22 protein-coding genes are annotated in these 24,874 nt (G+C 63.6%); 11 read left to right on the forward strand and 11 right to left on the reverse strand.

Going from position 1 to position 24,874, the window contains the following annotated elements; genetic code table 11:
- Window positions 1–5 precede the first annotated feature (5 nt).
- Window positions 6–1,031, forward strand: a complete 1,026-nt coding sequence (locus I41_RS06815; RefSeq protein WP_145431833.1) for an SDR family oxidoreductase — start codon at window positions 6–8, stop codon at window positions 1,029–1,031.
- Window positions 1,032–1,097: 66 nt separating this feature from the next.
- On the opposite strand, the gene I41_RS06820 is transcribed toward I41_RS06815, so the two are convergent.
- On the reverse strand, window positions 1,098–1,628 hold the full coding sequence (locus tag I41_RS06820; RefSeq protein WP_145431834.1) for an NUDIX hydrolase: 531 nt from the start codon (window positions 1,626–1,628) through the stop codon (window positions 1,098–1,100).
- 217 nt (window positions 1,629–1,845) lie between these two features.
- Between I41_RS06820 and I41_RS06825 the strand changes: the two genes are divergently transcribed.
- Together I41_RS06825 and I41_RS06830 are read left to right on the forward strand one after the other, a co-directional pair.
- The gene (locus I41_RS06825; protein WP_145431835.1) at window positions 1,846–2,943 is read left to right on the forward strand and encodes a site-2 protease family protein; all 1,098 of its coding nucleotides are present in this window, start codon (window positions 1,846–1,848) and stop codon (window positions 2,941–2,943) included.
- Window positions 2,944–3,078: 135 nt separating this feature from the next.
- On the forward strand, window positions 3,079–3,564 hold the full coding sequence (locus I41_RS06830; RefSeq protein WP_145431836.1) for a hypothetical protein: 486 nt from the start codon (window positions 3,079–3,081) through the stop codon (window positions 3,562–3,564).
- A 312-nt stretch (window positions 3,565–3,876) separates the two neighbouring features.
- Here I41_RS06830 and pgk read toward each other — a convergent pair whose 3' ends face one another.
- From pgk to I41_RS06845, 4 genes are all read right to left on the reverse strand, one after another.
- Window positions 3,877–5,262 carry a phosphoglycerate kinase gene (pgk, locus tag I41_RS06835; RefSeq protein WP_145431837.1) on the reverse strand — a complete coding sequence of 462 codons (1,386 nt, stop codon included), beginning with the start codon at window positions 5,260–5,262 and terminating at the stop codon, window positions 3,877–3,879.
- A gap of 141 nt (window positions 5,263–5,403) precedes the next feature.
- Window positions 5,404–5,604, reverse strand: a complete 201-nt coding sequence (locus I41_RS27965) for a GxxExxY protein (RefSeq protein ID WP_246133824.1) — start codon at window positions 5,602–5,604, stop codon at window positions 5,404–5,406.
- A complete protein-coding gene (locus tag I41_RS27970; RefSeq protein ID WP_246133825.1) occupies window positions 5,574–5,795 on the reverse strand; it encodes a GxxExxY protein in 222 nt (73 codons plus the stop codon). Before I41_RS27970 ends, I41_RS27965 begins: the two co-directional genes overlap by 31 nt.
- A gap of 12 nt (window positions 5,796–5,807) precedes the next feature.
- On the reverse strand, window positions 5,808–8,372 hold the full coding sequence (locus tag I41_RS06845) for a thioredoxin-like domain-containing protein (RefSeq protein WP_168206744.1): 2,565 nt from the start codon (window positions 8,370–8,372) through the stop codon (window positions 5,808–5,810).
- A 346-nt stretch (window positions 8,373–8,718) separates the two neighbouring features.
- Between I41_RS06845 and I41_RS06850 the strand changes: the two genes are divergently transcribed.
- Together I41_RS06850 and ygfZ are read left to right on the forward strand one after the other, a co-directional pair.
- A complete protein-coding gene (locus I41_RS06850; protein ID WP_145431839.1) occupies window positions 8,719–9,954 on the forward strand; it encodes a lactate racemase domain-containing protein in 1,236 nt (411 codons plus the stop codon).
- 123 nt (window positions 9,955–10,077) lie between these two features.
- Window positions 10,078–11,043 (forward strand): CAF17-like 4Fe-4S cluster assembly/insertion protein YgfZ, encoded by a 966-nt coding sequence (gene ygfZ, locus I41_RS06855; protein WP_168206745.1) that lies wholly within the window; start codon window positions 10,078–10,080, stop codon window positions 11,041–11,043.
- A gap of 394 nt (window positions 11,044–11,437) precedes the next feature.
- Here ygfZ and I41_RS27125 read toward each other — a convergent pair whose 3' ends face one another.
- Both I41_RS27125 and I41_RS06865 read right to left on the reverse strand, forming a co-directional pair.
- Window positions 11,438–11,791, reverse strand: coding sequence for a hypothetical protein (locus I41_RS27125; protein ID WP_168206746.1), 354 nt, complete (start codon window positions 11,789–11,791; stop codon window positions 11,438–11,440).
- Window positions 11,792–12,049: 258 nt separating this feature from the next.
- Window positions 12,050–12,469 carry a rhodanese-like domain-containing protein gene (locus tag I41_RS06865; protein ID WP_145431842.1) on the reverse strand — a complete coding sequence of 140 codons (420 nt, stop codon included), beginning with the start codon at window positions 12,467–12,469 and terminating at the stop codon, window positions 12,050–12,052.
- A gap of 246 nt (window positions 12,470–12,715) precedes the next feature.
- Between I41_RS06865 and I41_RS06870 the strand changes: the two genes are divergently transcribed.
- Window positions 12,716–14,431, forward strand: coding sequence for a DUF1598 domain-containing protein (locus tag I41_RS06870; RefSeq protein WP_145431843.1), 1,716 nt, complete (start codon window positions 12,716–12,718; stop codon window positions 14,429–14,431).
- Window positions 14,432–14,618: 187 nt separating this feature from the next.
- Here the strand turns inward: I41_RS06870 and I41_RS06875 are convergent, their stop codons facing one another.
- Together I41_RS06875 and I41_RS06880 are read right to left on the reverse strand one after the other, a co-directional pair.
- Window positions 14,619–15,302 (reverse strand): DedA family protein, encoded by a 684-nt coding sequence (locus I41_RS06875; RefSeq protein ID WP_145431844.1) that lies wholly within the window; start codon window positions 15,300–15,302, stop codon window positions 14,619–14,621.
- Between the two features lie 153 nt (window positions 15,303–15,455).
- The gene (locus tag I41_RS06880) at window positions 15,456–16,601 is read right to left on the reverse strand and encodes an FAD:protein FMN transferase (protein ID WP_145431845.1); all 1,146 of its coding nucleotides are present in this window, start codon (window positions 16,599–16,601) and stop codon (window positions 15,456–15,458) included.
- Between the two features lie 170 nt (window positions 16,602–16,771).
- Between I41_RS06880 and I41_RS06885 the strand changes: the two genes are divergently transcribed.
- Window positions 16,772–18,136, forward strand: coding sequence for a phosphohexomutase domain-containing protein (locus I41_RS06885; RefSeq protein WP_145431846.1), 1,365 nt, complete (start codon window positions 16,772–16,774; stop codon window positions 18,134–18,136).
- Here I41_RS06885 and mtaB read toward each other — a convergent pair.
- Window positions 18,126–19,457 carry a tRNA (N(6)-L-threonylcarbamoyladenosine(37)-C(2))-methylthiotransferase MtaB gene (gene mtaB / locus I41_RS06890; protein WP_246133826.1) on the reverse strand — a complete coding sequence of 444 codons (1,332 nt, stop codon included), beginning with the start codon at window positions 19,455–19,457 and terminating at the stop codon, window positions 18,126–18,128. The two genes, I41_RS06885 and mtaB, sit on opposite strands and share 11 nt — an antisense overlap.
- A 2-nt stretch (window positions 19,458–19,459) precedes the next feature.
- Window positions 19,460–19,804 (reverse strand): ATP-dependent Clp protease adaptor ClpS, encoded by a 345-nt coding sequence (locus I41_RS06895; protein WP_145431848.1) that lies wholly within the window; start codon window positions 19,802–19,804, stop codon window positions 19,460–19,462.
- 138 nt (window positions 19,805–19,942) lie between these two features.
- Between I41_RS06895 and I41_RS06900 the strand changes: the two genes are divergently transcribed.
- The 4 genes from I41_RS06900 (at window position 19,943) to I41_RS06915 (ending at window position 24,866) form a co-directional block, all read left to right on the forward strand.
- Window positions 19,943–21,316: a dipeptidase gene (locus tag I41_RS06900; protein ID WP_145431849.1), complete on the forward strand. Its 1,374-nt coding sequence runs from the start codon at window positions 19,943–19,945 to the stop codon at window positions 21,314–21,316.
- A 212-nt stretch (window positions 21,317–21,528) separates the two neighbouring features.
- Window positions 21,529–22,824, forward strand: a complete 1,296-nt coding sequence (gene serS, locus I41_RS06905) for a serine--tRNA ligase (protein WP_145431850.1) — start codon at window positions 21,529–21,531, stop codon at window positions 22,822–22,824.
- A gap of 67 nt (window positions 22,825–22,891) precedes the next feature.
- Window positions 22,892–23,833: an outer membrane protein assembly factor BamB family protein gene (locus I41_RS06910; RefSeq protein ID WP_145431851.1), complete on the forward strand. Its 942-nt coding sequence runs from the start codon at window positions 22,892–22,894 to the stop codon at window positions 23,831–23,833.
- A 181-nt stretch (window positions 23,834–24,014) separates the two neighbouring features.
- Complete coding sequence (locus I41_RS06915; RefSeq protein WP_145431852.1) at window positions 24,015–24,866, forward strand: sugar phosphate isomerase/epimerase family protein; 852 nt, start codon at window positions 24,015–24,017, stop codon at window positions 24,864–24,866.
- Window positions 24,867–24,874: the final 8 nt, after the last annotated feature.

The following is a 24,874-nucleotide window of genomic DNA, read 5'->3' on the forward strand; positions in this document are numbered from 1 at the left end:
GCCCGATGCCCGGCGTAACTCCCATTGGCGAAGTCCCCCTCCCGCTGCTGATCACCGGCGTTGCGGGAGTTGCTGGCTACAACGCATTCGACTACTTCTCGCAGCGTTATCCCGGGCGCGTGGTGGGGATCCGCCAATCCGACAATTGGAAGCTAAGTGCGCCTGGCATCGTGGCGTGCGACGCCGAGGATCGCGGCGAGCTCAGCCGCCTATTTGATCATTGGCAGTTCGGCTCGGTGCTCGATTGCGCCGGCAATTGTGCACTGCGGGCTTGCGAGTTGGATACGCGACTTGCTTGGCGCACCAATGTCGAAGGGCTGATCAACCTCACTTCGATCATCGCTGAAAGCGACGTCCGGCTCGTTCATGCATCGATTGATCTGGTGTTCGCCGGTCGCGACGGCGGCAGCTACGTTGAGGGCGATCCGACGGACCCGGTGACGGTCTATGGTAAGACGATGGTTGCTGCCGAGCGGTTATTGTTCGATTGGCTGCCGAACTCGTGTACCGTGCGGATCTCGCTGCCAATGGGCGTGAGTTTCAACGGCCACGCCGGAGCGATCGACTGGATTCAGTCGCGATTCAAGAAGGGGCGGCCGGCAACCCTCTACTTTGACGAAGTGCGGACGCCCACTTACACCGATTGCTTGAACCGACTGTTCGAGCGCCTGCTTGCCAGCGATCTTACGGGGCTCTTTCATGCGGGTGGTCCGCGCCGGCTTTCGCTCTACGAGATCGCGCAAATCGTGAACCGCGTCGGCGGCTACGATCCGGCGCTGCTCATCGGTTGCCTGCGCCATGCCGCCGGCCCCATTCCGCCGCGCGCGGGCAATGTCGCCATGGATTCGTCAAAGCTGACGACGGCGTTGGGCTGCGAACTATTTAATCCTTGGCCATACGACGAAGCGCTCGTGCCGACTCACGTCGATTGGCACCGCGAACGGGGGCCTGAGCGCGGCTCGCCGCAGTTGTTGCGTGACGTTCTCTACCATAATCCGCGGTATGCGACGGCTGAGCAGCGGTTGGCTTGAGACGCCGCGTTGACTTTTCAACTCATGCACCGCGGCATCTTGCCACGGGTCAACTCTTCAATTCGCTTAACGACTCCGCAGCCGCTCCCACAACAGCAGGCCGCAGATCGTTTTCGCATCCTCAATATCGCCGCGATCGACCATCTCGATCGCTTCCCTCCAGGGGACCACCAGATTGTCAATGTTCTCGCCCGCTTCGCGCGCGGGGTTGCCCGCGGTGAGTCCCTCCGCCACAAAGGCGTGCATCTGCTCGCGCAGGATCCCCGGCGACATGTAGAACGACGGCAACTCGCGCCAACGCTCGGCCGTGTAGCCGGTCTCCTCTTGGAGCTCGCGCATCGCCATGGCAAGTGGCGTCGCCGGCGGCTCCATCGTTCCCGCGGGGAGTTCGATCAGCGTCTTGCCGACGGCCACCCGCTCATTACGAATCAGACACACGTGTTGGTCGTCCACCATTGGCACGATGACGACCGCCCCCGGGTGCAGCACGACCTGTCGCGGTCGCACGCCGCCCGTCCGGGTTGTTTGCTCGATCTCGACGACGTCGAATCGGGGAGTTTTCAGAAGCACCCGCGTTTCGGCCGCATGCGATTCCATCGTATTTCGTCTCCGCAGGCCAGGAAGGATGGATAAAATCGACCCCAGCCGCGCCCGAATTCGCCGCAGGTGTCCGCCAATCCCGATTGCCGCGGAAGACACCGCAATGCGCCAACATTGTTTGCCACGCCGCCGCCGGATTGCTAGGATAGCCTGATCGGGCCGCCGCTGTCGAACCGCGTCGCCGGTCGACGCGTCGGAGGAGGCAACAGGCAAGATGAATCGCAGCGCCGCTGGTAGTTGGAGCTTTAGTCTCGGCCGTTGGCGCGGCGTCGAACTTCGTCTACACGCCCACTTTCCGCTGCTCGCGCTCGCCGTGATTTGGCTTGCGCAAGTCTCTAGCAGCGTCGCGGGAGACGTGTCCGGCGCGGATCCGTTGACGGTGCGCAACGCCCTTATTGCCCTGGCGATACTTTTTGCCAGCGTCCTGATCCACGAGGCGGTACGAGCGTTGGTGGCGCGTCGCGTTGGCGGGCGAACCAATCTGATCGTCCTCGGTCCGACGGGAGGCTGGTCTCAGCCTCACCTGCCTTCGGATCCACCGGCCCATTTGGTCACGGGCATTGCCGGCCCGCTTACCTATCTGGCGATCGTCGTCACTGCGGCGTGCTGCCTTGCGGCCGCTGGGAAGGACAATCTGCTCCATCTCTTCTCGCCGTTTCAGCCCGTGTTCCAAGACCATGACTCGCTGGGGCTGCTCATCGCTCAGCTGACGGTGTGGATCAACACTTGGCTGCTGCTGGTCAACCTGCTGCCCGTGCAGCCTTGCGACGGGGCCGAGATCCTCCGCAGCGTGCTGTGGCCGCTGGTGGGGCGAGCTTCCGCCTCGGCGGCCTCGGCTCACATCGCCTACGGCGCTGCCGCGGTGGCGGCGATTTTGGCGATCACGTTTCAGCACCAAGACTTCGTCCCCGGAATCGTCCCCAAGTGGTTCCCGCTCGCGGTCGTGTCGGTGTTGCTGCTGTACGGCGGCAATCGCGCGGCTCGCCAGCGCCAGTATGACGTCGGTCTCGACATCGATCAGTGGGAGTCCGACGACGAGCAGTGGATCAGCGCCGACTGGATTGACGATGATCGTACCGCCGTGCTTGTTGAGCATCTCCACCAGAAACAGCAAGACGTTCTCGATCGGAAGCGGCGCGAACGGGAAGATCGCGAAGATGCTCGCGTCGACGACATTCTCGCCCGCATGCACGAGGTCGGCTTCGATCAGCTTAGCGACGAGGAGCAGGCGGTGCTCAAACGGGCCAGCCGACGCTATCGCCAGCGGCAGCAGCGGGTCGAGGACGTGCATGGTCGTCCCGGCGCCATTTGAGGCACCCCTTTTCAGGCCTGGGGTCGCGTTTGCTCCACCGTTTAGCCGACGACGCGTCTGGGCGGCGCGAGTCCTGTCGCCTTGGTGCTGCGGATAGCTTGAGCCCTGACTCGACGTGCTAGCACGGAGGCTTCCTTGACCCGCAATGCCCACGACCGCGAGGATTTGCTGCGCGATGCGCGGGGGCTGTCGCCGCGCATGCAACTGGAAATCACGTCGCCCCCTGGCCCGCGGGAACTTTTTGCCGGCTTTCGCGGCGAGTCGCTGAGCCTGTACTTTGGCCAGGATCTCGTTTTCCACTTCAATGGCCGCGGTCAGCTGCGGCGGGCGTTTGTCGCGGACTTGTTGTTGAAGGCCGATGACGGCCGACTCGCGGCGATGCGCCGCGAGCGGACCCACGACGAAACGCGCCTCGTCAGCCAATCGATGACTGAAGTTCAGGAGCGAACGGTGCTGGCTGACTTGGAGCATCGCTTGCTGGAACTGGACGAAGCCATTGCGGCGGGCGCGTATCGGCTCGTCGGCGAAGTTCCGGCAGGCGGCGGCGCCATGAGCCGCTTGGAGGCGTGGCTGAACTCGCGCGGCCGAATCGAGCTGGCTGACTCCCCGCACGTCCGGTGAGTCGTCGGCCGGCATTACTTCGGTCCTCCATCTAAGGGGTCGTTCCAAACCTGCTTCTTCCACGCGCATGTCGAAGGGCTGGCTGCGGCGGTACTGGGCCCAATTTCTATAGGGAAGTTGGAAGAATATTTATCTCGCCGAGGCGCAGAGGAATTTGAGGGCGCGTTCAGTTCACGACGCCTGTGGATTGGCGGCGCGCGAAACTCGCGGCAAGGGGGGCGCCAACGAAAACAGGGTCCCGACGACAGTGCGTCGGAACCCTGTGTTAATCGCATCGTTGCTTGCCGCGTTCGGCGGGTCGTTTACGCGAGGCTACTTTTTTGCCGCTTCGCGCAGGGCGACCAGGTAGGGCACCGGTTCGCGGCCGAGGGCGTTCAGCACGGTGCCGCCGGCGGTGAAAGTGTGGGTGACCCAGTCGGGCTTGCCGTAGCGTTCGAGCGAGGCGCCCCCCTCGCCGCCGCCGATGTAGACTTCGACGCCGGCGTCCTTCATTCGCTTGAGTTGCGGGATGAAGCTCTTCGTGCCGGCTTCAAACCGCGGGTCTTCAAACATACCGAAGACGCCGTTGTGGAAGGCGACGGCGCCCTTGGGGGCCGAGGCGACGAACTCGCCGATCTTTTCTTCGAATAGTTTGCTGCTCTTCGGGCCGATGTCGAACTGCTGCATGCCCGGCTTGAGGGCGTCGACCGCCGTGCCGTCTTCGATGATCGAGTCGATGGGAACGATGAACTCGATTCCCTTGGCACGGCCGTCGGTGACCATCTTCTTAGCCTGTTCGACGCGCTCGCGGGGGATGTAGTAGGGCTTGTCGGCGTGCGAGGCTTCTTCGGCGGCGCCGATGCAAACTTCCTTGCCGTCGATTTCGCCGATCGCCTTGCGCAGGGCCATTGCCAGCGAACCGGCGGCGAAGACCTTGCGGATCGTGCCGCGGCCGATCATCGCTTCGAGGTCGTCGAGCTTGTCGATCTTTAGTCCGCTGAAGATCACCAGCTGCGTCTGCAGGCACTTGCGCATCGGGCCGTCGAATTCGCCGGCGACGTATTCGCCGAGAGCGACGCGGTCCATCGCGGCGGGGACGATCGTCGAACTGGCGTCGAGGCTGCCGGCGGAGAGTGCTTCGTTGACATAGGCCTTGGCGACTTTGGCGGCGAGTTCGTTGGCGAACTTCGCCAGCGGCTCGGCCAGCTTCGCGGCGTCGGCGGGCTTCGCCTTCCAGAGGACGCGCTCAACGTCGTAGCGGCGAGTGTTCTCGAGCATCAGGACGCTACCGGACTTGGCGGCGTCGATTTTTGCTTTGACGGCGTCGGGGATTGTGCCGGTCGTCGCGTCGAACCAGTCGGTGATGAGTTCGACGGGCTGCCCTAAGATTTCGCTAAGCCGCGAAGCGACTTTTGAAAGTGATTTTTCGGGTTCACGGCCGATGTGGCCGAAGATGATTTGCTTCCAGCCGCGTTCGATGCCGTACTTCAACGTATCGACCATTGAACGGAGGCGAATGTCCCCCTCGCCGATCGTGGCGCCAGGCTTGGCGTCGACGTCGCCGCGTACAAGGACCGGCGTACCGCTCGGCACGTCGGCGAGCGACTCCAAGCGCGGGATGGCGTCGAGGTAGTCGACTAGTTCAAGCGAGGGGTTCGCCTCGCGGCCGGCGAGAAGCGCGGTGATGAGGGATTGGACTTTTTCAGTGGTGGTGGGCATTGGTAGTGGTTCCTAGAAATTCAGTCTTGAACCGCCAAGGACGCCAAGAGCGCCAAGGGGGAGTTGTTTTTGGGTGGGAGGCCTAGTTTTAGTTTCAGGAGACTTAACCGCCAAGGACGCCAAGAGTGCCAAGTAAGCAGGTCAACGCGTCAGTACGATGCGTTTAATGCCGTCCTTCATTTGTTCGACGTTGAAATTCATCAGTAAGCCCAATTGCAGGCCGATTGCTTTCAGATAGTTGAGAACTTGCGCGTAGTGGATCGGATGAATGGCGTCAACGGCTTTTAACTCGAGGATTAACTTTCCGCCGATCAGAAAATCTGATCTCGCTTCGCCGACCAACTCACCTTTATATAAGTGAGAGCGATCGGATGCTGGCGTTGGAACGGAGTGCCGCGTAGGCCGAGTTCAACGGCCAACGCCTGCTCGTACACTGATTCCAAAAACCCTGCGCCAAGTAGCGAGTGAACCTCAATCGCTGCGCCGATCGCCGCTTTTGCCAAGGCATCGACGGCCGGATCTGGTTCGGTCATTGGTAGGCAACCCTACTGTTGTTGCTCTTCCTTGGCGCTCTTGCCGTCCTTGGCGGTTCCTTCCCCGAGTTTCCAGGCAGTTAGCGAGTCGGGCGTGGAGACCAACAGTATTGCAGCGTCTGGCATGTTTGTCAGGGCGAGGCCGGTGAGGGGCTTGGCGTAGCGGAATTGGTCGATGAGCTGGCCGTCGGGGCCGAGCCAGATGATCGAACCGTCGGGGGCGGCGACCATCCAGGCGGGGCCGTGGCCGGGGAGGTCGACCGATTGGATGCGTTCGACCTGGTGGGCGTACTCCCCGGCGGGGAGCTCGTATTGCCAACGGACCTCGCCGTCGGGGTCGAAACCGACGACGTCGTAATGGCCGACGGCTTCGACGGCGAGACCGGCGCAGCGGGCCGCCCCCTCGAGCGGCTCGGGGCGGATGGCGAGGTGCATGATTTCGCGGAGGCCGACGACGATTTCGGGTTGAGGTTTGCCGTTGGGGCCGAGGACGAAGATCGTGCCGCGGTCGCTTGTGCCCCAGAGGTTTCTGGGAGTGGTCGACGAGGCAGCGGCTGCGGTTGGCTCGGCGTCGGCAGCATGGGAGAGGTCCGCAGGCGCAACCGTCAATTGCACCACCTGGTCGAACGAGCGGATCGCCCAGCGACGTTTGCCGTCGAGGCCGACGCCCTGAACGCCGACGCCGCCCCAGTAGCCGACGTAGAGCATCGGCTCCGCCTCGGGCGTAAGCGCTGCGAGCTGGACGTCGGCGATCCCGGGATTCTTGTCCTGCGGGAAGGCGAGGATCGGCTTCCACTGGTGATCGAAAACATGGAGCTTTTGCCAGCCGACGCCCCCGACGGCGATGAGGCGCTCGCCGTTGATGTTCTTCGCGCTGCGGAGGAAGCCGTTGGCGACGGCGGCGTTGCCAGGAATTTCGTGGCGGGCGACGAGCTTGCCGGCGAGGTCGAACTCGACGATTGCCTGGCCGCCGTCGAGCGCGAGGATGCTGGGCGGCGCCGTCGAATCGTCGCCGTCTGCGGGAGAGATGAGAAAGCTCCCCGGGGCTTTGATCTCTTCGGGCGCTGCTTGCCAAAGTTCGCTCACGACGACCTTCTCCGGGAGCGCGCGCACGCCGAATTCAGGACGGGCGACGTTGATTTGCAGGAGGTCGCCGCTTTCGGCGGCGGCCGCTAGATCGCTTTCGTACTTCTTCAGGAGGAGCTGGTGCTCGGCTCGGGCCTCGGCGGCAAGGTCGGCGCCGTCGAGGACTTTTTGGATCATGCTCGCGAGTTGCTGGGGATCGCGGTGCTGGCGGATATGGAAATACTGGAGCCGACCATCGGGACCGAGCAGCATGAGCGTGGGGGTACCAGCGACTTGCAGCTTCTCGGCCGTGACGTCGGGGTCGCGGAGGAGCGGGAACGTGCCGCCCCAGTTTTTCAGCGTGCGCGCTGCAACATCATTAGAGACGCGGTTCTTGCCGTCGAGACTGACGGCGTAGAAGGCGAACTTGTCGTTGTCCTTGAGTTGCTGGTAGACCTTTTCGAGCTCCGGCGTGTGGGCCTTGCACGGTGCGCAGTCGACTTGCCAAAAGTCGAGGAGGACCGTTTTGCCTTGCAGACTTTCATTGGTGACCGATGCGCCGTCGGGCGTCTCAAACTTGAACTCGACAAGGGTCTCGCCGAGCCGTTCCGACGGCGCCGCTGGCGGGGCGGGGATGAGCCGGCGGACGAGTTGCTCGCCTTCACCGAGTTCCTTGGCGAACGTCTCTTCATCGATCTTGGCATTGAACGTCGGGTCCTTGAAGTCGATCCAGACGGCCAGATTCGCGTACTGGTTTTCGGGATCGAACTGACGGCGGTCGCCCTCGATGGGGAGCTCCATGCGACGGAGGACATAGCTGCTGGCGTCGATCCAGAAAATGCGTTTACCCTTGGGACTGGTGGTGGCGACGCGGTAGCAATTGCGGTCGCCGAGCAGCTGCTGATCCAGAAGTCGCGGAGCTTCGTCCTCGGGGAACACCGGAGCCTCGTCGTCGTCGCTCAGCAGCATTGCCAACTGCGGGAAAACGTCGCCGACGGCGCGGTTGTTGAAGACCTCGCGAATGAGGGGATCGGGGAGGAAGTTTTCGACGGTGATCGTCGTCGGGGCCTTGGCTTCGAGGACTTGTCCGGGGAGTTCGACGGCGGAGGCGCGCATCACCGTCCCGTTAGCCGCGATATCGAAACCGCGAGCAGTACCTTCGTCGCTGCGAAGGGCCTCGTCGAAACGCAGGCGAATGAAATTGGGTTGCTGGTAGGCGAGCGACATCTCGAAGAAGGGAAGCTCGCGCTCGACCCCTTCGCCGCGGTAGGAATAGGATTGGACGTAGGTGGCGTGGTCGGTGTAGCTGCGGGCGTCGCGATAGGCTGCAAACATCTTGTCGGTGATCTCGGCGCCGGCAATTTCGGCGGCGTCTTCGCCGGCTGCACTCGTCGCGGACTTGCTGCAGCCGGGGACGACGGCCAGCGTGACGGCGATGGCCAAGGCGAATGCCGACGCGCGGGAGAGCGCCGAGTCGCGAAGCGGTTGGGGAGAGACGCCGGGGACATCCATGGCAGGGGTCTCGATTGATTTGGCCCCGAGCACTGGGCGACGGGGGGAGATAAACTGATAATTGGCAGCGAGTTGCACGTCCGTGCCGTCACTTGGCAACCTACCAAATGACAGTGGGGCCAGAAACCCCGCGGGGTGTAGGCTAGCTTGACTGCAGAGTTCAAAGATTAACCGCCAAGGACGCCAAGGTCGCCAAGGAAATGCGGGGAGATTTACCCCGAGAAAGTATTTCCCCTTGCCGTCCATGACGTCCTTGGCGGTTCAATTAGAACGACTTGGTTAGTCACCGGAGTAAGTGGCCAGAGTCTGACGTTTATAAATTCGTTGGTTTTAATTCGGGTAATTGATGGCGACCTTTCGGTTTGGGGCGGCGGCGCAATGTGAGTTGCCGCTGGAGGATTACACACTGCTGTCGGCGGAGAGCGACGAGCATCCGTTGCTCGACGATCCGGCGACGGGGGTGCGCAACGCGCTCGCCGCGCCGCTGAACTTTCCGCCGCTCATCGCCGCGACGGCGCCGGGCGACGTCGTGGCCATTGCGCTGGCCGGCGATGTGCCGCGCGGCAATGCCGTGGTGCGCGGAGCCGTGGAAGCCTTGCTCGAAGCGGGCGTCGCGCCGGCGATGATCACAATCGTCTCGCAACAGAAGATCGAGGCCCGCGAGGACTTGGAGAACGAGCTCGCGGCACTGGACGCCGACGGCGTGAAGTTCGAGGTTCACGACCCGGATGACGAGCAGGGGATTGCGATGGTGGGCGTCAATTCGGCGAAGGAGCCGCTGAGACTGAATCGGACGCTCGCCGAGGCGGATCTCGTGCTGCCAGTGTCGGCGCAGCGGTTACCCGCAGGGGGACAACGGGAGGAGAGCAAGTTCGCGGGATTGTTCCCGCGGTTTTCGAATCGCGACACGGCCGCGCGGGTGCGGCTGGAATCTGGGAACGAATCGGCGAAGGTGCAGAAGCGACTACGCGCCGAGGCGGACGAGGCGGGATGGCTGCTCGGCGTGCAGATGACGGTGAGCGTCGTGCCGGGAGGAAATGGGGGCGTGGCGGCGGTGTTGGCAGGAGACCCCGACGAGGTGTCGCGTACGGGAAACGAACTGACGCGGGAGATTTGGGAACGGACTGCCGCCGAGCCGGGGGACTTGGTGATCGCCGCCGTAGCGGGGGACGAGCGCGAGCAGACGTGGGATAATTTGGCGCGGGCCGTGGCGGCGGCGAGTTTGGTGGTGGCGCCGGGCGGGGCGATTGCGGTCTGCAGCGAACTCGACGCGAAGCCAACGGGGCCGCTCTTGCGGTTGCGCGAGGCGGTCGACTTTGGCGAGGTGCAGCGAGAACTGGCGCGCGATGAAGCGAACGAAGCGCATCCGGCGCTCGTGCTGGCGAAGGCGCTGGAAGAGGGTCCGGTCTACTTGCGCAGCAAGTTGCCGAGCGAGCTGGTGGAGTCGCTCGGGATGACGGCGATTGAGAGTGACGCCGAACTGGCGCGGCTGTCGGCCGGGCGGGAGCACTGCATTATCATCGAAGAGGCGCAGCGACTCGTGCCGCGGCCGATGGTGCGAGAAGAGTGGCACTTTGACTAGACGCCTGTGGGAGACGTCTCCCACGCCGATTCCGCTCGCGAGCACGAGCCGCTGCGGTCATGCAATGTTGCTTCGGGGTCGGAGACCCCTCCGACAGATTTCTTGGGCAAGGCTTCGGTGATGATGGACGACAATCTACTGCAACTTGAATACGAAGAGGCGACCGCCGGGGCCGCAGTGGTGCAACTGCGCGACTGGGCGACGGTGCGGGCTGCGGGAAAGGAGGGCGCCGCATTTCTCCACAACATGTGCACGAACGACGTGAAACGGCTTGCTGCCGGGGAGGGCTGCGAGGCGTTTTTCACCGACGTGAAGGGGAAGATCGTTGCGCATGGGTTCATGCTTGCGGGAGCGGACTCGATAAAGATCGTGATGGTTCCGGGGACCGCCCAGCGGCTGATCACGCAGCTCGATCGCTACATTGTGCGGGAGGATGTGACGCTGAGCGACGAGTCGAGCGAGAGAGCGTGGATGCTGGTGCTGGGCGAGCGAAGTGGCGCGGTTTTGGAGCAGATTGTCGGCGACGGCGTCGGAGAGTTGGCCGCGGCGTGGGCTCATCGCGCGTTCGATGTTGCTGGCGTTGCGGTTGAGGCGGTGCGCTGCGACCTGCCGTGGATGGGCGGGTACTTGCTGGGATGTACCGCGAACGCTGTCGCGGGGATCGCAGCGAAGCTGACGGGGGCGGGAGCGACGCTCGGCGGCGAGTCGCTGTGGAATATTGTGCGCGTCGAATCGAACTGGCCGCTGTGGGGCGTCGACTTCGACGATGCGAATCTGCCGCAGGAGGTCTCGCGCGATGCACTGGCGATCAGTTTTCGGAAGGGATGTTATCTGGGGCAAGAGACGGTAGCCCGCATCGATGCGCTTGGTCATGTGAATAAACAGCTGAGAGCGGTCCGGTTTGAGGGGGACGTCGTGCCAGGCGTCGGGAGCGAACTGCTTCAGGGCGAACAGCCGGTTGGGCAGGTGACGAGTTCCTGCTGGTCGCCGCGGGTTGCGAAGCCGCACGCGATTGGGATGATCAAACGCGGGGCGAATGCCCCTGGGACGCCGCTGCGGTGGAGCGGCGGAGCGGCGACGGTCGCCTAGTTCGTCGAGCTTGTTCTAAGGCCCCCGACTCGGGGGGGCCGTGCAACCGTCCCGACCGGAGGCAACGTCAGGACGCATCCGTCCGTTGCCGGTAGAAAATCCGGACTACGTTGGGTTTTTCGCTTAAGTGATTTAGCGAAACGGGTGAAGGGCTGCCGCTAGCACCGACGATACCAGCAGTAACTCACGTGAGTGTTCGTTGCGTGAGCGGGCCTTCAAGTCGTTTTTATCGCATCGGCGCCATCCCACCTAACCAGGGGCGCGGGCGAGACGCTTGAAGCGAGCCCCGGCGCAACCATTGTTCTCCCCACCAGTTTTTCAGGAGCCTCCCGATGAAACGTTACCTGTTGTCGACGCTGGGCGTCGCTATGGCGTTGGCTTTCGCGTCCAACGCTCATGCCTGGGGCATGGGCGGTTGCGGCTGCGCGGCCGAGCCTAGCTGCGGCTGTGAGCCGACGTGCTGCGCCCCTGCGTGTTGCGACCCGTGTTGTGCGCCGGCGAAGTGCTGCATCTTCTCCCGCTTGAAGGCCCGCCTGGCCGCGAAGCACTGCTGCGCTCCGTCGTGCTGCGACTCGTGCTGCGAGCCGAGCTGCGGCTGCGCCGTTGAGCCGAGCTGCGGTTGCGCCGCCGAGCCCTCGTGCGGCTGCGAGCCGAGCTGCGGTTGCGAAGCCTCGTGCTGCGACTCGTGCTGCTCGCCCTGCAAGAAGCACTGCATCTTCGCCCGCATCAAGGCTCGTTGGGCTGCCAAGCACTGCTGCGCCCCGACCTGCTGCGAAGCCAGCTGCGGTTGCGAAGCTTCGTGCGGCTGCGAAATGGCTGCCCCCAGCTGCGGCTGCAACTGAACTGAGCTGAGCTGACGCCATCATCAGGCGTCGCCAGCGCGGTGCGATGAGTCTGCGAGAAAGTGAAACGGCCCCCTGCGACCGAAGCAGGGGGCCGTTTTTTTTTGGCGAGTCCGTGGTCCGTTGTCCGTGGTCAGTTGCGGGTGCGGAGGTGTGGCGGGAATCTACTTCTTTTTCTCATCTTTCTCAGTTGCTGGTTTGAACCCTGCTTCAATCAGCTGCTGGTAGCCCGGCTTCAGGACCTTTACTTGGTAGCCGCGCTTTTCGAGGTACTCGCCGGCGCGGGTGGCGCGAATGCCGACGGCACAGTGAATGTAATAGATCCCTTTCTTCGGCAGCGCCTTGCCGAGTTTTCGTTCGTCAAGATCGTCGGTGAGCGACGTGACGGGCAGAAAGATCGCGCCGGCGACGTGACCTTTGTCCCACTCCTTCTGCGAGCGGACGTCGACGAGGGCCGCCTGTTTCTCGTCCACCGCTTTTTGCACCGCTTTTAGCGAGTCTTCGGTGAACTCGATGGCGTGGAGCGCGGCGGCGCCCATCGCCAGAAAACAGAGCGCGATGCGCAAGACCGTGGGGAAAAGCATACGTTGGCTGAAGGTTTGGGTAGAGGGGAACAGCGCCAGACGCGACAGGTGAAGACGACTGCGCCGGGGCGGGTCATCGGGAGTACGCCGGCGTTACCGGACGGTTGCAACTATTCTACCGGCGATGGTTCGTTCGCCAAACTTGGCGGAAATTGTTGGGCTGCTTGCCGCCGCGCGACGGAAGCATGAGAATCAGCGTTCGGAACGGGCTCGGGATCTTGGAACAGTTGACGAGCGAGGCTTCTCATGGCGACATTCCACCGGTTGCAGCGGACGCTGGCGTTGTTCGCGGCGTCTTTGACGCTGCTTGTCCACCCGACGGCTGGGTACTCCCAGCAACCGGGGCCACCCGCGGCTCAGTTGCCCGGAGCGAACATCGGCCGCGCGCAACCTCCCAATGCGGCCGTGGCGAATGGTCCGCTGGGGCTGCCGGCGGGCAACAACGTCGGCGTCGGCAACTCGAACAACGGCGGCGGAGCGGCGCTGGCCGACTTCGATTCGCTGATCGATTTGATCACGTCGACCGTGGAGAACGAGACGTGGTTGGAGAATGGGACCGGCGAGGGAGACATTCAGCCGTTTCCGAACGGCGTGTACGTCGACGCAGCGGGTGCGCTAAGGTTTCGCGAGCCGGCGTCGAAACATGCGGGTTTGGCCGCCGCGCGCAACCGCGGGCTGCGTTCCAGCGAAGTAGCGACCAAAACCGCTGCGACGTTCGCGGCGTCAGCCGCTACGCCGCAAGCGTCGGCGTCGAAAACTGACGGTGTGGACGAACTTCATCGGGCCCGACATGCGAGCGAGCTGCGCTTCGTCTCCCTATCAAAGCTTGAAGCGGCAATCGCCGATTGTCAGGAGCGACACGTCCCGCTCGATCCGGCGATGCTCTCGCTCGCCGGCTTGCAGCGCGTGAGCTACGTGTTCGCCTACCCAGAAACGGGCGACTTGGTGCTGGCGGGCCCTGCTGGCGATTGGGCCGGCTCGCCGCAGGGGGGGCTCACGTCGCTGGAGACGGGGCGGCCGGTGGTGCGGCTCGACGATTTGCTCGCCCTCTGGCGGCGGCAGCGGAGCGAGAAGTCGCCGGCCTTTGGCTGTTCGATCGTGCCGCGGCAGGAGGCGCTCGCGAAGACGCAAGCCTTTCTGGAGGCTTCGGCGGCCAAGCCCCTGGAGCCCAGTGGTCGGCGGAAGTGGCTAGCGGAACTGCGCGACACGCTCGGGATCCAGGACGTCGAGTATTACAACATCGACGAAGGCTCGCGCATCGCGTCGCTGCTGCTGGCCGCTGATTACCATATGAAGCTTATTGGCATGGGCCTCGCTGAAGCGGTGCCAGGCGTGAAGAGCTATCTGGCGACCGTGCGCAACGGCGCCGATGGATCGCCGCCGCCGATGGCGGTGCTGAGGTGGTGGTTTTCGATGCCGGCGTCGACGGTCGAAGTCAGCGACGCGCATGATGCGTTCGCTCTCCCGCAGCGCTGCATTTGCGTGCTGAGCGAGAACGAAATGCTGGCCGCCCGCGGCGAGCGGGTCCATACGGGACAGTCGGAAGATTTGAACCGGAAATTCGCCGAGTCGTTCACGCAGCAGTTCGATGCGTTGGCGCTAAAATACCCCGTCTATGGCGAATTGGAACGGGTCTTTGAAGTGGCGCTCGCACTGGCTGTGATCCAACGTGAGGGGCTGGCGGAGAAGGTCGGCTGGGAGCCCAATCTGCTGCTCGACGAGCAGCGGTTGCGCTTGCCGAAGTCGCCGGCCCCGCAAGCAGTCGAAACGGTGATCAATCACCGGGTGATTGGCGGGCGGCAGATCATTGCCGGCGTGAGCGGCGGCGTCTGGGTCGATGGCGGGAAGAGTTTGCAAGTGCAGTCTGTCGCGGGGCAAGCCGTCGACAAATTGACCGCGGCGAAGAAACCGCCAATCAAGGCGGCCGCCGATGCACCAGCGATTGTTTGGTGGTGGGATTAAGCTGTCAGGGCGTTCGGATCTTGAAGCCCCGGTAAGGGGCGTGCCATTCCCGGCGCTGCAAACGTTGTCGCCCCTCGCGGGGCTGTGGGAGTTGACTCGGCGCGGTACCAGGGGCATACCCCTGGCTACATGCTTGCGCTCCTTCGGGGCTGGAAGCCGAGTGCAATATCCAGCGCGCGTTTCCAATTCACGACGCTTCGCGTTTCGGCACTTCGTCCGCGTCATTGGATTCGCTGGCGACTTCCGCGGGCGTCGGAGATTCGCCGGCAGTGACGATCACTTGCTCCAGCAACTTGCGACGATGGCGGCGGAGCGCGACGAAGGCGACGACTACCGCGACTGCTAGCACGATCACCGTCAGCCCCATCTCGGCGTCGGTGAGAATGTCGGCAATCTCTTGGCCGAAGAAATAGGCGAGCGAGAAGAAGGCGCCGACCACCAGCGTGGCGCATAGAAGGTCCCACAGGAGGAAGCGCAGGAAGGGCATCCGCACGACGCCAGCAGCGAGATAGACGGGCCCGCGGACGCCGACCATGAAACGCGCCAGCAGCAGCACTTTCAGGCCGTGACGCTCGATGGCCCGTTCGAACGTTTCTTCGCGATGGGCGCCCACGAGCTTGGACAATTTTGGATGCCGCTGGAGCAATCCGTGGCCGAAGCGATAGCCGATGCCGTACATCGCGGCGTCGCCGACCAGGGCGCCCAACAGGGCCGCAGGAAAGGCGAATTCGGGGCGTAGCTCGCCGTTGGCGCTCAAGACGCCGGCCCCGATGATGAAGACTTCCTCGGGAACCGGCAGACCGCACCCGGTGAGCACCATCAGCAGAAAGATGCCCAAGTAGCTGCCGGGATGGAGAAGCGTCGCAAGCACGCGGCCTCGGGGCGGGAGAGCGTGATGGGTGCTGAGGATCGTGAGGTAGTATACCGGCGCTGCGCGGTTAGGGCGCACGGTACTACATTGGTCGGTCGCGCGGCAGGGCAATCTAAAGCGAAGATCGGCAACCGCGGTTCCGGCGCCGAGGCGTTAAGTCGCCGCAGGCAGCCAGCGGCCGTGCAGGTTGAACGCGTGAACGTCGAACAGCTGCCCGCTCGGATCGCCCTCGCGCGGGCAGACCAGGAGGGCGCCCGCTTCGGGGTGCGAGGCGCAGTACTCCGACGTGCCGCCGGGACCAAGAATGTAAAACGCCGTCGCCAGGGCGTCGGCCTCCGCGGCCGTCGCAGCGACGGCGGTGGCCGTGTGGACGCCGCTCGCCGGCGACCCGGTCCGAGGATCGATGAGATGGCCGAAGCGGCGTCCTTCGATCTCAAAGAATTGCGTGCCGCTGCCAGACGTGCCGAGAGCCTGATCGCGCAGGACGACGTCGCCGACCGAACGCTCGCGCTCATGTGGATGCGGAATCGAGACGCTCCAGCCTGCCGTGTCTCCGCCGCGGTCGCGGCCGCGAGTGAGGACGCTGCTGCGGCCGCCGTGCGCGAGATAATCGCCGACGCCTCGCTCGGACATCAATTGAGCGACGCGGTCGAGGGCGTATCCCTTGCCCACGGAATTGAAGTTGATTTCGACGCCCGGACGATCGAAGCGAATGGTTTGATGAGTCGGTTCGAGCTGCAGGTGATTGAAGCCGACGGAAGCGAGCGCTGCATCAATTTCGTCTTGCGCAGGAAGCCGGCCTTCGCGTTTGTGGAAGCCCCATACTCGCGAGAGGGGGCCGCTGGTAATGTCAAACGCGCCATGGGTGCTGGCGTGAATCCAATCGCAGAGTTCCAGGAGGGCAAAGAGCCGCGGCTCGACTCTCACCGCGCACTCAGCGGCCAGGCGATTGACTTCGGCAACCTCGGTATGCTTCCGATAGACCGAAAGCTGGTTTTCGAGTTGCTCGATGAGATCGAGTCCTTCCAGAGCCGCTGATGCAGCGTCGGCCCCGTCGGCGGCGTGGTACTCGATGGCGAACTCGCAGGCCATCGCGCGGCGGCTCGTGTAGAGATGAGCGACGTCGCCCGAGGAATGGTGACGCAGCTCGGCGGAATTACCCTGAGAGGCCGCCAGTGCTTTCTTGTCGAACGACGATCCCGCCGTGCCGGCGACGTTGCGCGCGGCGTCCAGCAACGTCCTGGCGATGCCATGGCCACGGAGGAAGTCGCGTCGGGAGGTCGGTTTCTTGTCGGCCATTGATCTATTATAACGGCGGCGAGTTGGAGTGGGGGGAGTAGCTAGAACCCCGTTACTGGAACCCTGTCACTCTCTGAGGGACTCCGCAGAGTCCGGCCAGATTCCTCGCTTCTCTCGGAATGACAACGACAGCTCGGAATGACGCAACTTCTTTTGGAAAGACATCCGACATGCCCTTTGAACCAATCATCAGCGTTTCCGGCCTGCGTGGCATTGTGGGGGAGTCACTCACCGAGGAAGTGGCGCGGCGGTACGCGAAGGCCTTCGCGGAAGAACTGCCGGCCGGGCCGGTCGTCATTGGACGGGATGGCCGGGCGTCGGGGGCGATGTTTGCGGAAGTGATTGGCGCCGCGATCGCGGCAACTGGCGGCGGACGGCGAGTGTTTGACGCAGGGCCGGCGTCGACGCCGACCGTTGGCGTGCTGGTGCGTGACCTGCAGGCGGCGGGCGGCGTGCAAATCTCGGCGAGCCACAATCCGCCGCAATACAACGGGATCAAACTCTTTAGCAACGAAGGCCGCGTCATTCCCGCCGTCGCCGGCCAGCGGGTGCTCGATCGCTATCGCGCCATGCCGGCTGTCGCGGATCAACGAGCGGCCGGAGCCGCAATGGGCACGATTGAACCGCTGCACGACACGACGTCGGCGCACTTGGCGTTGATCGAGAAGATATGCGACGTCGAACGCATACGGAGCCAACGATTTCGCGTGTTGCTCGACGCAAATCGCGGCGCCGGCGCGGTCCTGGGCAAGGCGTTGCTACATCATCTCGGTTGCGATTCCATCGTCCTCGGGGCGACTCCGGACGGGGCGTTCGCCCACACGCCGGAACCGACGGAGTTGAATCTCGCCGGCGTGCTGCGCGAAGTCGTCGAATGCGGCGCGGCGATCGGATTCGGTCAGGATCCCGACGCGGACCGCCTGGCGATCATTGACGAGCACGGGCGGTACATTGGCGAGGAGAAGACGCCGGCGCTCTGCGTCGAACACGTCCTCCGCAGCGGGCTGCGCGGGCCGATCGTGACCAATTGTTCTACCAGCCGGATGAGCGAGGACTTGGCAGGTAAGTACGGAGTGCCATTCTTTCGCTCGAAGGTGGGCGAAGCGAACGTCGTCGACAAGATGCTCGAGACGAAGGCCCTGCTGGGCGCCGAGGGGAACGGCGGCGTCATCGATCCGCGCGTGGGGCTGGTACGCGATAGTTTTGTCGGGATGGCGCTCGTGCTCGATGCGATGGCGGCGCGAGAGCTTCCCGTCAGCCGGCTCGCCGACGAACTGCCGGCCTACGCAATCCATAAGACGACGATTGCCGTGCCGAGCGCTGAGATTCCCAGGGCGCTCGAAAAACTGCAGCGGCATTTCGCTGGCGTCGCGAGCGACCTGCTCGATGGATTGCGGCTCGATTGGCCCAATGGGGCGTGGCTGCTGGTGCGGCCGAGCAACACCGAGCCGATTGTGCGCGCGATTGCCGAGGCGCCGACGCTGGGCGAGGCGCGCGACCTGTGCGACCAGGCGGCGGGGGCGATTACGGCGTGAGCGCGGGGGCCGCGGCAGCGACCTCGGCCGTTAGGTAGGCCCCCATCTCGGGGCCGGCGATGACGTCGACGAACTCGCCGATGGGGGCGAGGTCGGCCGGGAGCGCGACGGGAGCGTAGCGGCAGGACGTGCCGATGTGTTGGGGGGCCGAGGGGATGAACCCCTCGGCTCGCTGGTTGGATTCCGATTGCTCTAAGGGCGACTCGAATAAGACGCGCAGCGGCATCCCTGCGAGCGAGGCGTAGTACTCGGCTCGTAGCTCGGCCTCAACGCGGGCAAGTTCGACGCCGCGATCATGCTTCGTTTGCTTCGAGACCTGCTCAGTCATCTCGGCGGCCGGCGTGCCGCGGCGCGGGCTGAAGGGAAACATGTGAATCTTCGAGAAGCCGGCGTGACGGCAAACGTCGACGGTCTCGGCGAACTCGGCGTCGGTTTCTCCCGGGAAGCCGACGATGACGTCGGTCGTGATGGCCGGGCGATCGAGGCGCTCCTTCAGCAGGCCGCAGCGATCGACGAAGCGCTGGGCTCCCCAGCGACGACGCATGCGGCGGAGAACCCCGTCGCTGCCCGATTGCATTGAGATGTGCAGGTGCGGGGCGACCTTGTCGGGCTGTTCGGCCATCACGTCGATCAATTCGCGGGTAACCTCGGTCGCCTCGATGCTCGAGAGTCGCATGCGGAAGTCGCCGGGGAGTTCCGCCAGGTCGCGGACCAGATGCGAAAGTCGCGTCCAAGATTCTTTCGGCAGGCTGCGATTCCAATCGACGCCGTAGTGCCCAAGGTGGATGCCCGTGAGGACCACCTCGCGATGGCCCGCGTCCACCAGACGACGAACCTCGTCCGCAATGTGCGCGGCGGGTCGGCTGGCCAGGTTGGGCCGCACGTAGGGGATAATGCAGAAGCTGCAGCGAAGCATGCAGCCGTCCTGCACTTTGACGTAGGCGCGGTGGCGACGCGCGAACCCGCTAATGCCGGTGGGAACGTCGACGACGCCGAACCGGCCCAGCAGGTCGGGCAGCTCGCGCTTGTCGGTGACGACTTCCGAAACGTTGGGGAGCGCGGCGACTTCGTCCGGCGCACGAGTGGCGTAACACCCCATCACGACGATCTTGGACGCGGGATTTTCGCGCGCGAGTCGGCGGATGACTTGGCGGCTTTTCGAGTCGCCTTCGCTCGTGACGGTGCAGGTGTTGACGATGCAGAGGTCGGCCGATTCTCGGTCTACGGCGTCTTCGTAGCCAATGCCCAGCAGTCCTTCGCGGACGAACTCCGTTTCATATTGGTTGACCTTGCAACCGAGCGTCACCGTTTTCAACTTCATCGTCATTCCACCGGCTCGATGGTGCTCCACATCGAACCTTTGCTCCCCTCAAGATTGTCTTTGCCGTAGGCGTGGATCTGGTCGCGCTTCAGCTCGGCGTGCTCGAGAGTCGTGGTCAGCACGACGGCCTTGCCGTCGGCGTCTACCGACTTGGCGATTTCCTGGCACTGCTGCTTTTCATGACCGAAAAGCTCGCGCAGCATCTTTTCGACGTAGTCGAACGTATGGCCGTCGCTATCCCATAGCAAGACGTTGTAGCGCGGTTGGCGACGCGACTGGCGATTTGGCGTCGTCTGTCTCTTCGGCGCCACGACGACGACGGTCTCGTCATCCGGTTCGGGGAACATGGCTGAGCTCGCGTCGTTGCGCCCGGGGGAATGGGCCGGGATGGGCGTGGTGCAGGGGGAGTGCGCCCATTATATTGATTGCGTTCCCTGCGGCCAAACGGGCCGGACAATCGCACCAAGCTTAGCCCTTAGACTGCCGTGCTCGACCAGACGCTTCAGCATATCGACGACCGTCGCCGGCAGTTCGAGGGCGACTTGCTGGCATTGCTGCGCATCCCGAGCGTCAGCGCCGATCCAGCGTTCAAGGGAGACGTTCGGCGGGCGGCGGAGTGGCTGCGCGACCACCTGGCGAAGCTCGGCCTCACGGTTCATCTAATCGAGACTGGCGGGCACCCGATCGTCTACGCCGAGTCGCCCCCCGTGCCCGGCGCGCCCGTGGCGCTCGTTTACGGGCACTACGACGTCCAGCCGCCCGATCCGCTCGACGAATGGACGTCGCCGCCGTTCGAACCAGAGATCCGCGACGGCAAGGTCTTCGCCCGTGGGGCCACCGACGACAAAGGTCAGATGCTCACTCATGTGAAGAGCATCGAGTCGTGGTTGGCGACGGCCGGCCAGCTGCCGCTGCAAGTCAAGCTGCTCATCGAGGGGGAAGAAGAGGTCGGCAGCGAGCACCTCGGCGCATTTCTCAAGGAAAACGCCCAGCAACTGGCGTGCGACTGCGTCGTGATCAGCGATACCAGCCAGTTCGCCCCGGGCGTCCCGGCAATCACCTACGGTCTGCGGGGAATTGCGTATTTCGAGCTCAAGCTGCTCGGGCCGAAGCAAGATCTTCATTCGGGCGTTTTTGGCGGCGGCGTGGCGAACCCGGCCAACGCGCTGGCGAAAATGCTTGGCGCGCTCGTCGACGCCGACGGGCGGGTCACGATTCCGGGCTTTTACGACGACGTGGTCGATCTCACCGAGCGCGAACGGACGGAGTTCGCGGCCCTGCCGTTCGACGAAGAGGCGTTCAAGTCGCAGCTGGGCGTCGAGCATCTCGCCGGGGAGAAGGGGTTTAGCACCCTCGAGCGGCGCTGGGCCCGGCCGACGCTCGACGTTAACGGCCTCACCAGCGGTTATCAGGGCGCCGGCGCCAAGACGGTGTTGCCGGCCAAGGCGACGGCAAAATTGAGCTGTCGCCTCGTGCCGAATCAGGATCCACACAAGATTGCCGAGGGGCTGAAAAAACGCCTGCAGGAACTGCTCCCTCCAGGCATTTGCATGAAGTTGGTCGAACACCACGGCGCGCCGGGCGTCGTGATGCCGCTGGAGAGCCCCTACCTGCAGGCGGCGGCCGTCGCCGTAGAGAAGGGATTCGATCGGCGTCCCGTGTTCATCCGCGAAGGGGGCTCGATTCCCATCGTCAATACATTCGCATCCGTCCTCCATGCCGACGTGCTGCTGTTGGGCTGGGGGCAGAACGACGACAACCCCCACAGCCCCAACGAAAAATTTTCGCTCGACGACTTTCACCGCGGCATTCGTGCCAGCGCAGCGCTGTGGCAGGAGTTGGCGGCGATCAAGAAGTGATCAAACTCAATTCAGTTAACCACCAAGGCACAACGACACTAAGCAAAGCACGAAGAAGAGGGTGGAGGGAGAAAGACGCTCATTTCATGACTGATTGTAGGTTGTGAACCTGTGTAGCTTTCTATCATTCCTTGGTGCTTCCTTCATGCCTTAACGCCTGCGTGGTTAAGCATTTTTCAGTCCATCGACACGCCCAGAAAGCATCGACCCCAATGCTTGATAAGCGCTTTATTCTTGAAAACGCCGAGTTGGTTCAGCAGAACTGCGCTGCGCGCGGCATGAAAGCCGACGTCGCGCGATTCGTGCAGTTAGAGACCCAATGCCGAACCTTGCAACAGGAAATCGAAGAGCTCTCGCGTCAAGCGAACGTCGTCAGCAAGTCGATCGGCCAGGCCAAGGACGACGCAGAGCGCGAGGCCCGCAAGGAAGAGGGACGCAAGCTCCGCGAGTTGAAGGAAGCGAAGCAAGCCGATCACGAGCGGATCGACGCCGAGGCGGGAGCGATTTATCGCAGTCTGCCGAACATGACCCACCCGGAGTCGCCTCGGGGCGGCGAGGATGCCAGCCGCGAGCTGCGCAAGGGCGCGACGCAGGTGACGCCGCTGCGCTTTCCGGTGCTCGATCATGTGCAACTCGGCGAGCAACATGACCTCATCGACTTTGCCGGCGCGGCGCGGATCGCCGGCCACGGGTTCTACTTTTTGCGGAATGAAGCGGCGCTGTTAGAAATGGCGCTGCAGCAGTATGCGGTGGAACTGCTGGTGAAGGAGGGATTCACGCCGACGATTACGCCCGACCTCGCCCGCGGCGAGATTCTGGCGGGCGTCGGCTACATTCCGCGCGGACCCGAGACGCAGATTTACACGGTCGAGAATTTCGACCTGAACCTGGTCGCTACTTCGGAGATCACGCTGGGCGGTCTGTACGCCGGCATTACGATCGACGCGGACGATTTGCCAATCAAACTGTGCGGCATCAGCCACTGCTTTCGCACCGAGGCGGGCGCCGCGGGCCGAGCTTCGCGCGGGCTCTATCGCGTCCACCAGTTCACGAAGGTTGAAATGTTCGCGTTCACGCTCCCTGAGCAGAGCGAGGACATGCACAATTACTTCTGCGAGCTCGAGTGCGAGATCTTCGACGGCCTCGGGATTCCCTACCGTGTGCTTGACATCGCGTCGGGTGATCTTGGCGGGCCGGCCTATCGCAAGTTCGACCTCGAAGCCTGGATGCCGGGCCGCGGAGACGGCGGCGAGTATGGCGAAGTCACCAGCGCGTCGAACTGCACCGACTACCAGTCGCGCAGGCTTGACATTCGCTACAAGGTAAAGGGCGAGAAGGGGACGAACTTCGTCCACACGCTCAACGGCACCGCCGTGGCCGTGAGCCGGGCGCTGATCGCGATCCTGGAGAACTGCCAGCAGCCTGACGGTTCGATCGTTATCCCCGAAGTGCTGCGGAAATGGGTTGGGAAAGACCGAATTGGGGGCGGCGACGACGACGACGAGTAGTCGCGTCCTTGCCCGCTGCAACCGATCTTCATTCGCACCGCCTCGATTCCACAGCGAGACAAAAGTCATGCGGCTCTCTTGGACGATCGCTTTCGGCGTGCTAACTGCGTGGGCCGTTGTCGGCCAAGCCGCGGGGCGTAGGTTCGCCACACAAGGTGAAAATCGGCTCGCGATCGTCGGGGCCGACGGCTCCGTCGAACGCGAGATGCCCTGGGGCGGCATTCACGACATTCATCGCCTCCCTAACGGCCATTTCATGGTGCAGCGCGGCGCCGCCGAAATCGTCGAGATTGAGCCGGAGAACGGTCAGGTCGTGTGGTCGTATGATTCAGGGAAGCAGGGCGGTAACGAGGGCAGGCCCGTCGAGGTTCACTCGTTTCAACCGCTGCCTGACGGCGGCTTGATGATCGCCGAGTCGGGGCCGGGGCGCATCATCGAGATCAACCGCGACGGCAAGATCCAGAAGACCATCCCGCTGAAAGTCGCGCATCCCCACCCGCACACCGACACGCGGCTGGTACGCAAACTCGACGATGGCCACTATCTCGTCTGCCACGAGGGAGACGGCACGGTTCGCGAGTACGACGGTGCGTGCGACGTCGTGTGGGAATACGAAATCCCGATGTTCGGCACGCCTGCCGCGGAGGGGCACGGTCCGGAGGCATTCGGCAACAAGTGCTTCGCCGCCGTGCGTCTGGAGAACGGCAACACGCTGATCTCCACCGGCAATGGCCATCGCGTGATTGAAGTGACCCCGGCGAAGGAGATTGTCTGGACGCTGGAGCAAAACGATTTACCCGGCATCACGCTGGCCTGGGTGACGACGCTTGAAGTGTTGCCCAATGGGAACTACGTCATCGGCAACTGCCATGCGGGGCCCGAAAATCCGACGCTGGTCGAGGTTGAGCCGAAGACCAAAAAGGTCGTGTGGCAATTCGACGGGCATGACGAGTTCGGCAATTCGATGTCGAATTCGCTGCTGCTCGACGTCGCAGGCGTGCGCCGCTAGGAGTCGCTGGCTATGTCGGCGCGCCGCTGTACAACGCTTGCCAGTTTGTGATTCCTCCTCCGGCGGAGCCGGTGGCTTTTATTGTCTTGGCCTATTAAGTTATGGGTCGCGAGCAGGCCCCTCATGCCCCGTTCGCAAGGTTTGACTTTTCCTCTTTTTCGTCGCCGCGTGGAGATCCCCGATGAAGTTCGGCATGAACCTGCTGCTCTGGACCGCTCACCTCGATGATTCGATCTTGCCGGTGCTCGATCGGCTCAAGGCGATGGGGTACGACGGCGTCGAGATCCCGATGTTCGAACTCGACGAAGCCTTCTACGGTAAATGGGGCAAGCGGCTGGACGACGCCGGGCTGGAGCGCACCGCGGTGACGGTGCGGACCGACGCCGACAACCCGATCAGCCCCGATGCGGCCATCCGCGCGAAGGGCGTCGCGGGCAACAAGCTGGCGGTCGATTGCTGCGAAGCGCTCGGCGCCGTGACCCTGTGCGGGCCGTACCACTCGGCGCTTGGCAGCTTTAGCGGCGCCGGGCCCAGCAAGGATGAATGGAAGTGGGGCGTGGAGACAATGCGTGAGGTGGCCGAGCACGCAGCGAAGACGGGCGTGACGCTGACCGTCGAGGCGGTCAACCGGTTCGAGTGCTATATGATGAATTGCATGAAGGATGCGGCCCGGTTCGTGCAGGACGTGAGCCATCCGCGCTGCAAGCAGATGTACGACACGTTCCATTCAAACATCGAAGAAAAGAATATCGGCGAGGCGATCGCCACCGCGGCGCCTCACCTGGGCCATATTCACATCTCGGAAAACGACCGCAGCACTCCTGGTCAGGGAAATATCCGCTGGGCCGAGAACTTCGACGCCATCGCTGCGAGCGGCTACGACGGCTGGCTGGTCGTCGAGGCGTTCGGACTGGCGATGCCCGAGGTCGCCGCGGCGACCAAGATCTGGCGGCGGATGTACGAGAGCGAAGATCAGCTCGCGAGCGATGCGTTGGCGTTCATGAAGAGCGAGACGTCGAAGCGACGCGCTTAACTCACTGG

Origin of the sequence: Lacipirellula limnantheis, assembly GCF_007746075.1 — a bacterium.
In the GTDB taxonomy this organism is placed as follows: Bacteria; Planctomycetota; Planctomycetia; order Pirellulales; family Lacipirellulaceae; genus Lacipirellula; species Lacipirellula limnantheis.